This window comes from Streptomyces dysideae (assembly GCF_001514305.1).
In the GTDB taxonomy this organism is placed as follows: Bacteria; Actinomycetota; Actinomycetes; order Streptomycetales; family Streptomycetaceae; genus Streptomyces; species Streptomyces dysideae.
In genome coordinates, this window is sequence record NZ_KQ949112.1 from 93,290 (window position 1) to 103,185 (window position 9,896).

General features: G+C 72.4%; 7 protein-coding genes and 2 pseudogenes. 4 read left to right on the forward strand and 5 right to left on the reverse strand.

The genetic code is table 11. From position 1 onward, the window contains the following. Window positions 1-28 precede the first annotated feature (28 nt). Both AQJ91_RS39860 and AQJ91_RS39865 read right to left on the reverse strand, forming a co-directional pair. Window positions 29-736 (reverse strand): annotated as a pseudogene (locus AQJ91_RS39860) (AMP-binding protein); the annotation flags it as partial. After that, window positions 733-2,409 (reverse strand): AMP-binding protein, encoded by a 1,677-nt coding sequence (locus AQJ91_RS39865; protein WP_067032218.1) that lies wholly within the window; start codon window positions 2,407-2,409, stop codon window positions 733-735. The gene AQJ91_RS39865 and the pseudogene AQJ91_RS39860, both read right to left, overlap by 4 nt. Before the next feature lie 177 nt (window positions 2,410-2,586). Between AQJ91_RS39865 and AQJ91_RS39870 the strand changes: the two genes are divergently transcribed. The 3 genes from AQJ91_RS39870 to AQJ91_RS39880 all read left to right on the forward strand — a co-directional run bounded on the left by AQJ91_RS39870 (window position 2,587) and on the right by AQJ91_RS39880 (window position 7,427). Continuing rightward, window positions 2,587-3,432, forward strand: coding sequence for a response regulator transcription factor (locus tag AQJ91_RS39870; RefSeq protein ID WP_067032221.1), 846 nt, complete (start codon window positions 2,587-2,589; stop codon window positions 3,430-3,432). A 141-nt stretch (window positions 3,433-3,573) separates the two neighbouring features. Continuing rightward, a complete protein-coding gene (locus AQJ91_RS39875) occupies window positions 3,574-6,432 on the forward strand; it encodes a helix-turn-helix transcriptional regulator (protein WP_067032224.1) in 2,859 nt (952 codons plus the stop codon). 206 nt (window positions 6,433-6,638) lie between these two features. Further along, window positions 6,639-7,427, forward strand: coding sequence for a S1 family peptidase (locus tag AQJ91_RS39880; RefSeq protein WP_067032227.1), 789 nt, complete (start codon window positions 6,639-6,641; stop codon window positions 7,425-7,427). 94 nt (window positions 7,428-7,521) lie between these two features. On the opposite strand, the gene AQJ91_RS39885 is transcribed toward AQJ91_RS39880, so the two are convergent. After that, window positions 7,522-8,625 carry a winged helix DNA-binding domain-containing protein gene (locus tag AQJ91_RS39885; RefSeq protein ID WP_067032230.1) on the reverse strand — a complete coding sequence of 368 codons (1,104 nt, stop codon included), beginning with the start codon at window positions 8,623-8,625 and terminating at the stop codon, window positions 7,522-7,524. Between the two features lie 135 nt (window positions 8,626-8,760). Here AQJ91_RS39885 and AQJ91_RS54830 point away from each other — a divergent pair, with 135 nt between their 5' ends. Next, complete coding sequence (locus tag AQJ91_RS54830) at window positions 8,761-9,108, forward strand: hypothetical protein (RefSeq protein ID WP_199848146.1); 348 nt, start codon at window positions 8,761-8,763, stop codon at window positions 9,106-9,108. Window positions 9,109-9,185: 77 nt separating this feature from the next. On the opposite strand, the gene AQJ91_RS39895 is transcribed toward AQJ91_RS54830, so the two are convergent. Both AQJ91_RS39895 and AQJ91_RS52895 read right to left on the reverse strand, forming a co-directional pair. Beyond that, window positions 9,186-9,614, reverse strand: coding sequence for an ester cyclase (locus AQJ91_RS39895; protein WP_067032237.1), 429 nt, complete (start codon window positions 9,612-9,614; stop codon window positions 9,186-9,188). A 157-nt stretch (window positions 9,615-9,771) separates the two neighbouring features. After that, window positions 9,772-9,896, reverse strand: a pseudogene (locus tag AQJ91_RS52895) (alkene reductase); the annotation flags it as partial.

Sequence of the window (9,896 nt, forward strand, 5' to 3'; positions counted from 1 at the left end):
GGGATATTACCTGCAATCGGTACTGCTCGAAGCAGTGGTAGTAGGGCACGGGGACGCAGATCCGGTCCTGTTCGGTGTAGGCGACCAACTCCCCTACGAAATAGCCATTGTTGAGGATGTTGTGGTGGGAGAGCGTGGCCCCTTTGGGGAAGCCCGTCGTGCCCGAGGTGTACTGGATGTTGATGGGGTCGTCGCACGACAACTCGCCCTCGCGCGCCCGGAGTTCCTCGCGCCGCCCGGGCGTCCCGCGTGCGGTCAGCGCGTCCCAGCTCGGGTCGCCGATGTACACGACCTCGCGCAACTCCCGGCAGTTGCCGCGCACCTGGCCGACCATCGCCCGGTAGTCGCTCGCCTTGTGGCTGAGGGAGGCGAAGAGCAGGGAGATCCCGGCCTGCTTGAGGACGTACTCGACCTCGTGGGTGCGGTAGGCCGGGTTGATGTTCACCATGATCGCGCCGATGCGGGCGGTGGCGTACTGGACGAGCATCCACTCGGGGCAGTTGACCGCCCAGATCCCCACCCGGTCACCCTTGGCGACGCCACTCGCGAGCAGCGCGTACGCCAACTCGTCGACGTCCGCGGCGAATTGTGCGTACGTCCAGCGCCGCCCGGACGGGACGTCGACGAGCGCCTCGCGGTCCGGCCAGCCGGCCACCGCCCGGTCGAGGTTGGCACCGATGGTGTCGCCGAGCAGGAGGGTCCCGCTCGTTCCGTGCGTGTACGACGGTTCGGTCACCGGAAGTCCTCCTCGCGGTACTCGTCCGCCGAGCCGGCCGCCGTGGCCTCGCGCAGCTCGATCCGGCGGATCTTGCCGGAGACGGTCTTGGGCAGGGCGGCGAACTCCAGGCGGCGGACCCGCTTGTAGGGGGCGAGGGCCTCGCGGGAGTGCTCGAACAGCACCTTCGCGGTGTCGGCGCCCGGCTCCCAGCCGTCCGCCAGGACGACGTACGCCTTCGGCACCGCGAGCCGCAGCTCGTCCGGCGCGGGCACGACGGCCGCCTCGGCCACCGCGTCGTGCTCCAGCAGGGCGCTCTCCAGCTCGAAGGGCGAGATCTTGTAGTCACTCGCCTTGAACACGTCGTCCGCGCGCCCCACGTACGTGATGTAGCCGTCCGCGTCGCGCGAGCCGATGTCGCCGGTGCGGTAGTAGCCGCCGGCCATCGCCTCCGTCGTACGGTCGGCGTCGCCGTGGTAGCCGGTCATCACGCCGACCGGCCGCGCCGCGAGGTCCAGCGCGATCTCGCCCTCCGCGGCGCCGGGTGCGCCGGAGACGGGGTCGAGGAGTTCGACGCGGAAGCCGGGGCTGGGGCGGCCCATGGAGCCGGTCTTCAGGGGCTGGCCGGGGCTGTTGGAGACCTGGACGGCGGTCTCGGTCTGGCCGAAGCCGTCCCGGATGGTCACGCCCCAGGCACGGCGGACCTGCTCGATGACCTCGGGGTTGAGGGGCTCACCGGCGGCGACTGCCTCGCGCGGCGGCGTGCCCAGCTGGGTCAGGTCGGCCTGGATGAGCATGCGCCACACGGTCGGCGGGGCGCAGAACGTCGTCACGCCCGCGCGGTCCATCTCCGCCATCAGACGGGCGGCGTCGAAGCGTGTGTAGTTGTGGATGAAGACGGTCGCCTCGGCGTTCCACGGTGCGAACAGGTTCGACCAGGCGTGCTTGGCCCAGCCGGGCGAGGAGATGTTGAGGTGCACGTCGCCGGGCTTCAGGCCGATCCAGTACATGGTCGACAGATGGCCGACCGGGTACGAGGTGTGGGTGTGCTCGACCAGCTTGGGGCGGGCGGTGGTGCCCGAGGTGAAGTAGAGCATCAGCGGGTCGTCGGCCATGGTCGGGCCGTCGGGGGTGAAGTCGGCGGAGGCGGTGTACGCGTCCTCGTACGACTGCCAGCCCTCGCGCGCGCCGCCGACCGAGATACGGGTGTAACGGCCGGGCACCTCGTCGAACTTGCCGGTGTCCTCGGCCCGTACGAGCACATGCCGGACGCGGCCGCGCTCCACCCGGTCCCGCAGGTCGGCGGGGCCGAGCAGCGGGGTGGCCGGGATGACGACGGCGCGCAGCTTCATCGCGGCCAGCGCGGTCTCCCACAGCTCGGCCTGGTTGCCGAGCATGACCATGATCCGGTCCTCGGGGCGGACGCCCCGCGCGCGCAGCCAGTTGGCGGCCCGGTTCGAGCGCTCGGACATCTCGGCGAAGGTCAGCCGGGTCTCGCCGCCGTCCTCCTCGACGATGTGCAGGGCGGTGCGGTCGTTCCCGTCCGCGATGACGTCGAACCAGTCGAGCGCCCAGTTGAAGCGCTCGGGACGGGGCCAGGCGAAGCCCTCGTACGCCGTGGCGTAGTCCTCGCGGTGTTCCAGCAGGAAATCCCGAGCACTGCGGAACAGCTCCGTCGCCGTCGCCGTCGTCATGTGTCCTCCTTGCTCTCTGGTCGTTCACCTCGGGGCGCTCTCAGCCCCTGCGGCTCACTCCCGTGGTGCCGGACCTTGCCGGGCGGCTCTCTGCCATCGTGTAATCCGTGATGCGGGTCTCACTACCCCCGAACGGGGGTGTGCGCCCGCAGGAAGCCGCAATGAAGGGGCGAGCACGTGGCGACAGACGCGACCGGGGCCGTGGAGATACGGGGTGCGCTGGCACGGCTGCGGCGCACGACCGGACTTCCGGTCGCCTTCGGCGGCCTGGTGGAATCCGGGCGACGGCAGATGCGCATCAGCGAACTGAACGGGACCGCGACCCAGTCGCTGAGCAGATTCGCGGTCGTCGCCGGCAACGGCCTGGGCGGCAAGGCGGTGGCCCTGGCCCGCCCGTGCGCCGTGACGGACTACTCCACCTCACGGCAGATCAGCCACGAGTACGACACCGCCGTCGCCGCCGAGGGACTGTGCTCCGTGGTGGCGGTACCCGTCGTCGTACGGCGCCGGGTCCGCGGCGTGCTCTACGGCGCCCTGCGCACACCCCAGCCGCTCGGCGACCGCACGCTGAGCGCGGCGGTGGAGGCGGCGCGGGACGTGGAGCAGGCGCTGCTGCTGCGGGAGGAGGTGCGGGCGCTGCTGGCGGCCACGCACCCGGCGGCCGCAGGACCTCCCGCCTCGGACCCGGCGGGCGCCGCTTCCTGGGAGCAGGTCCGGGAGGCGCACACGGCGCTGCGGGCGCTGGCGCCGCGGATCACCGACCCGGCACTGCGGGCCGAACTCCTCGACGCCTGCGGTCTGCTCACCGCCGGGCCCCCGACGGCTGAGGTCCGCCTCGCACCCCGCGAGCTGGACGTTCTGGCCTGTGTGGCCGCCGGCGCCACGAACGCGGTGGCCGCCGAGCGGCTGGGCCTGCGGGCGGAGACGGTCAAGGGGTATCTGCGCTCGGCCATGCGCAGGCTCGGCGCCCACTCCCGCACCGAGGCCGTGGCCGCGGCCCGCAGGGCGGGGTTGCTGCCGTAGCCCGTCGACCCACGATTCATTCAGCCAGGCCTTGAATTTACCTATGCTTCATGGCTGTTATTTCCCTCACGACGTCGTGGGTCATAAATTCAAAGGCTGGTTGCCTAATATTGGCCGAGACACGACACACGGAGGGGAGCGGTGCCCGTGGGACGGGACTTCAAGGAGCCTGCGAGAGACCGCCCCGACCAGGTCATCGGCCGGGCGGAGCTGTTCACCGCGGCGCGTGAGCAGCTCGCCTCGGGCGGCAGCGTGCTGCTCCACGGCCCCGCCGGAATAGGAAAGTCGACCGTCCTGCGGGCATTGGCCGCGGAAAGCGGCGAGGCGGCACGCACCGTGTTGCGCTGCTCGCCCACCGAGTCCGAATCCCATCTCCCCTTCCTCGCCCTCGCCGACCTCCTCGGCCTGGTGCTGGACGAGGTGTCCGACCAGCTGCCCGCCGCCCAGCTCACCGCCCTGGAGTCGGCGCTGACCGGCCGCGGCGAGTCCACCCTCCAGCGCGACGGACTGGCGCTGCGCCTGGCCGTGCTCTCCGCGCTGCGCGCCCTCGCCGCCGCGGGCCCCGTCTTGGTCGTCGCCGACGACCTCCAGTGGCTGGATCCGGCCAGCGCGGAACTCCTCGGCTTCGCCGCCCGCCGCCTGGGCGACACCCCGGTGCGGATGCTGTGCGCGGTGCGGACCGAGGGACAGGAGCACGACCGTCATCTACGCGCGTCCCCGCCGGACACCCTCGCCGTCCGGCTGGGCCCGCTGTCCCGCGCCCAGCTGTCCACACTGCTCGAGAAACGCGGCTACACCGGCCTGCCCCGCTCCACCGTCCGGGACATCCACCGCACCAGCGGCGGCAACGCCCTGTTCGCCCTCGAACTGGGCCGCGCCCTCGCCGACAACCCCACCCCGCCCCGGCCCGGTGAGCCGCTGCCCGTGCCCACCTCGCTGCGGGCCCTGGTCCTGAACCGCCTGGAGATGCTGTCGGACGACGCCCGCCGCACCCTCCTCGTGGCCAGCGCGGGCGCTCGCCCCACCCTGGCCCTGCTGCACGCGGCCGGCCGGGAGAACGCCGAGGCCGAGACCGCGCAGGCGGCCGCCCTCGGGCTGCTGGCCACCGAGCCGGAGGGTCCCGCCGTACGGTTCGCGCACCCGATGGTGTCGGCGGCCCTGTACGCGGAGGCGCCCGCGCAGGAACGGCGGGCCGCGCACGCCGCGCTGTCCACCGCGGCCTCCGACCCGATCGAGCGGGCCCGGCACCTCGCCCTGGCGACCACCGGCACCGACCCGGAGGTGGCGGCCCGGCTCTCCGAGGCGGCCACGTTGGCCAGGGACCGCGGGGCGCCCTCGGTGGCCGCGCAGCTCGGGCTGCTCGCCGCCCGGCACACCCCGGCGGACGGCACCCCGAGCCCGGAGGTGCTGCGTCTGCAGGCCGCCGAGGACGCGATCACCGCCGGTGAGCTGGACCTCGCCCGGGACGTCGCCCGCGAGGTGCTCAGCCGGGCGACGCTGCCCGCGGACCGGGTGCGGGCCTGGATCATCGTGATCGACACCGCGGGCCACGCCATGACGGAGGTCGACGCCGTCTTCCCGCAGGCCCTGGCCGACGCGGGCGACGACCCCAAGCTGCTCGCCCTGATCCACTACCAGCTGACCTGGCGGGCGCTGCTCGTCGAGGGCGACTTCGACGAGGCGCGCGGGGAGGCCGCGTACGCCGCGGAGCTGGCCGAGCGGGCCGGCGACCGGTACACCGAGCTGATGGCGCTCGCCTTCCAGGCGCAGATCGAGACCCTGATGGGCCACCCGGACGCGCCCGCGACGATCAAACGGGCGCTGAAGGAGCCGCAGGACCCAAGGGTGGCCTGCCACCACAACGGGGCCGGGTACTCGCGGTTCCGCTGGCTGATCATGAGCGACCAGCTGCCCGAGGCCCGCGCGACGGTCACCGCGCTGCTGCGTGAGGTGCGCCGGCGCGGGTCGGTGGAGAGCGAGGTGCACTTCCTGCGCGGGGTCGCCGAGACCGAGCTGCGCTCCGGGCACTGCGGCCGGGCCCTGGACCTGGCCCGGGAGAGCCTCATGCTGGCCCGGGACACCGCCATCGGCGAGGTCGCCTCCGCCGTCCTCACCTCGCTCGCCGAGGCCTCCGGCGGCGACGTCGAGCAGGCGCTGGCGCTGGCCCGGGAGGCGGTGGAGCACGCCGAGGAGGACGGCGACCAGATGTACGTCTCCCGCGCCCTGGCCGCCCTCGGGTACGCCCAGCTGGTCGCCGGGGACGCGCAGGGTGCCGTCCAATCGCTGCGCCGGGTAAGGGAGTTGGAGCAGGGCCTGGGCATCACCGACCCGGCGCGCGGGCGCTGGCACGGCGATCTCGCCGAGGCACTGGTCCGGATCGGCGAGGTGTCGGAGGCGCAGGACGTCATCGACGTCACCCGCGCGCACGCGCTGCGGCTGGGCCGGGAGAGTGTGCTGGCCGTCATCGACCGGACCGAGGCGCTGGTGCGGGCGGCCCGCGGTGAACACGACGCCGCTGTCGCCCAGTTGACGTCCGTGCAGGACCGGCTCGCCAAGCTGGGCTACGGCCTGGAGGAGGCGCGGGCCGCGTTCGCGCTGGCCCAGCTGCGCACCCTCCCCCGGGCCATCGGCCTCGCCCGGGCGGGCGGGACCCCCAGGCCGGGGCCGACGTCGTACGACGAGGCGGCACGGCTGTTCCGGCGCTGCCGGGCGCTGCCCTGGCTGCGGCAGGTCGAGGCGGCCGCCGAGGCGCGTCCCGCGGAGGCGGTCCCCACCCCCGCCCCCGCACCGGCCGGCCCGGACGGTCTGGACGGCCTCGCCTCGATGGAGCGTCAGGTCGCCTCGCTCGTCATGGAGGGCGCGACCAACCGGGAGATCGCCGCACGGCTGTTCATCAGCGTCAAAACGGTCGAAGCGACCCTGACCCGGGTGTACCGGAAACTGGGGATCCGATCGCGGGTCGACATCGTCAGACTCGCGGCGGGCCGGCGTACACAGTGAACGGCTCGCGGGTTCACTGAGCGCCGACCGAGGGTTATCCCTGCCCAACTCCCTTAGGGGGTTCCCTCATTGGGAACGGGAACCTCCAGGTTCTAGCTTATGGATGTGCCGCTCGCTCGGGCACACGGGGGCCGGTCCCGCGGCCCCCGTGCTCAACCCCCCACACCCGCGCGACCCCCCACCGGCAATTCCCAATGAGGAGACTCATGTTCGGGCTCACCCGTGCCAAGAGGACCGCCGCCGCCACGGCGACCGTCGCCGCCGCTGCCGCGGCCCTGCTGAGCGCCCCCACCGCTCAGGCCGCTCCCCAGCCCATCGTCGGCGGTACGACCACCACGACGACCGCGTACCCGTTCATGATGCAGATCACGGACGCCTCGCAGAACCAGTTCTGCGGCGGCACCCTCGTCTCGCCCACGAAGGTCGTCACCGCGGCCCACTGCATGGTCGGCGAGTCCACCAGCAGCGTCCGCGTCGTCGGAGGCCGCACCTACCGCAACGGCACGAACGGCACGGTCAGCCAGGTCAGCAAGATCTGGATCCACCCCAGCTACACGGACGCCACCAACGGCGACGACGTGGCCGTGCTGACCCTGTCGACCTCGATGCCCTACACCACGGCGTCGTACGTCTCCTCCTCCCAGACAGGCGTGTACGCGGCCGGCACCACGGCCCGCATCGTCGGCTGGGGCACCACCTCCTCGGGCGGCAGCTCCTCCAACCAGCTGCGCACGGCGACCGTGCCGACGGTCTCCGATTCCAGCTGCGGCGGCTCGTACGGCTCCGACTACATCGCGAGCGACATGGTCTGCGCCGGATACACCTCCGGCGGCACCGACACCTGCCAGGGCGACAGCGGCGGTCCCCTGCTCATCGGGGGCGTCCTGGCAGGGATCACTTCCTGGGGCGAGGGCTGCGCGGCGGCCGGTTACCCGGGTGTCTACACCCGGCTGACCACCTTCTCCAACCTGGTGACCACACAGGTCAACTCGTAACCCGGCTGAACTCCTGAGCACCCCTCAGGTGAAAAACCAGGGGGCGTTGCGGGCCTCCACGAGCGGCCCGCAGCGCCCCCTATCCATGGGGCCGTCATGCCCGTACGGTCCCGAACCGGATGTCGTGCGACACCTCCGGGTGCAGGACCTTCAGCATCCGCTCCCCCTCGGCGGCGACGTCCGCCCGCTGCGCCTCGGTGAGCGTGCCGAAGGGCTCGACGATCAGCGTGTCCTCCGCCAACTTCCATACGCCTGCCAGGAATCCGTCGACGAGGAGGGTGCGGTATGCCTGGTTGCCCTGCCAGTTGCTGCCCCGGTGCTCGGGCGGTACGACTCGGGTGCGGTCGGCGTGGGAGAGCAGGAGGTTGTCGAACTCGGGGAGGAAGCGGGGCGGGGCCGGGGTGTCCGGGTCGGGGCGCGGGGCGTCGGGGAGATCGAAGAGTTCGACGCCGTTGTCGTCGCGGAAGGTGACGAGGTCGGGGCGGAGCCGTTCGAAGGCGTCGCGCAGACGGGTCAGCCCGGCCCAGGTCTGCATGTCCTTGACGGAGGCCGGCCCGAAGGCGGCGAGGTAGCGCAGGGCGGTGGCGTCCGGCACCGGGACGGGCTCGGCGGGGCGGCCCAGCCAGTGCTCTGCGGTGGTGAGGGCGACCTGGCCGCTGCTGCCCCACAGTCCGCGCGGGGTGACCTGGACGAGCGGGAGCTTGCAGCGGGCGGCGACGGCCAGGGCCTGCGGGTCGGCGGCCGGCCACTCGGCGAGCAGGGCCTCGCGCAGCTGCTTCATGGTGCGCGGCTCAGTCTCGACGAAGTCACGGGCGAGGGCGGCGAGGCGGTCGAGGTCGACGCCGACGAGACCCTCGCGGAAGTTGGTGAGCTCACGGTCCCGGGCCGCCTGCACCAGCGGGCGCAGGGTGAGACAGTCGTCAGCTGTGTGGGTGTGGATGGTCGAGCGCATGGTCACGATGCGGACGACCTCGCGGTCGGCCATGAGCGTGGACAGCTCCCGCGGGGCGAACCCGTCGAGGCGGGTGGCGAGCGCGTAGTACGGCGGCTTGACGTTCTGCGCCTGGAGGCCGAGGAGGTGCTCGACGGCCGCCTTCGCCGACCGGGGCGAGCGGCGCAGCAGCAGTTGCCGGTCGAGGGTCGCGCGGTTGAGGGCGCGGGTGCCGAGCACGGGGGCCGTCGCGGTCGTCTTCGTCATGCGGCCCACGCTAGTGAGACTTGCGGACACCCTCGGTCCGCAACTCTCACCGAATCCCGCAGTGCGTGGCCACGCGTACGACGGAGCCTCCTGCGCGGTGGGCGTCGCGCTGGCAGCATGTCGGCCAGGACCTGCTTGAACTCACCTGCGCGGGCCTTCTCGCCCAGCGGGCTGAGCCCGGCGGCCTCCACCCGCACGAGCACGTCGTGCTCCCCCACGACGGGCTCGACGCTGCTGGAGCTGCCGGATCCGCAGCCGCCCGCGCCGGCCCCGAAACTGCCGGCCCAACCGGCCTACCAGCAGATCACGGCGCTGCTTGCTGCGGCCGACGCGCCGCTGTGGGTGCGGCGGGTGTGCGAGGCGATGGGCATGGAGATCGCGCCCAGCGACATCAACAACACCCGCCTGAATCCCACGCGGCTGACCGAGCGCGGAATCCTGGTCGAGACCGAGCAGGGCTTGTGCACCCAGCCGCGGCCGTAGCCGCCCGGCGACGCTGCGGCCGGCCCGCCTGCTCCTCCCGAAAGGGTGGAACAGACATCAACTCACGTACGACCCTCTCAGGACTGCAACTGGGCGAAGAGCGTCGCCAGGTCGATGAGGCCCCAGTGCTCGGTGAGCTTCCCGTCGGCCACCTTGAACATGCGGACCTCCAGCACCTTGATCGATCGGCCGGTGGCGGGAGTGCCGTTGAAGGGCCCGGTGTTCGTGCCGGTGAGGATGAAGCTGACCGCGAACCAGTCGTCCTCGGCGATGACACGGACCGGCGTGGCGGCGAAGTCGGGGACCGCGTCGAGGAACGACGCCAGCACCGCGCGGGTCTCCTCGAGGCCGGTGGCGGTGCCGTCGGCGGCGTGGTTGCGGAAGTCCGGCGCGTACAGGGCGAACAGGGCGTCGAGGTCACGCAGGTTGACGCGCCTGACGTACTCATCGGCAAGTCGGTGCAAGTCGGCGGTGGACGTTCGGGTCTCGACGTTCGAGGAAGACATGTGCTTCTCCAATATGGATGGATGGACGGAGCGGCTCCGCCCCGGTGATGGACAGTGGAATCGGGTCGAGCTGGCGGGTTGGACGAGCAGGGTCTGGCGATGGCGCCGGGCAGCGGCTGCTTCTTCTCGCGGCGGCGAAGCGCCCGGTCGGGGTTTGTCAGGCGGTGAGGGTGGGGTAGTCGGTGTAGCCGGCTGCGCCGCCGCCGTAGATGGTGGCGGGGTCGGGGGTGTTCAGCGGCGCGCCGGTGCGTACGCGCTCGACCAGGTCGGGGTTGGCGAGGG

Coding starts and splice junctions, on each gene's coding strand:
- AQJ91_RS39885 (WP_067032230.1), bottom strand. CDS start 8,625: ATGACGAAGACGACCGCGACGGCCCCCGTGCTCGGCACCCGCGCCCTC.
- AQJ91_RS39865 (WP_067032218.1), bottom strand. CDS start 2,409: ATGACGACGGCGACGGCGACGGAGCTGTTCCGCAGTGCTCGGGATTTC.
- AQJ91_RS39880 (WP_067032227.1), top strand. CDS start 6,639: ATGTTCGGGCTCACCCGTGCCAAGAGGACCGCCGCCGCCACGGCGACC.
- AQJ91_RS39895 (WP_067032237.1), bottom strand. CDS start 9,614: ATGTCTTCCTCGAACGTCGAGACCCGAACGTCCACCGCCGACTTGCAC.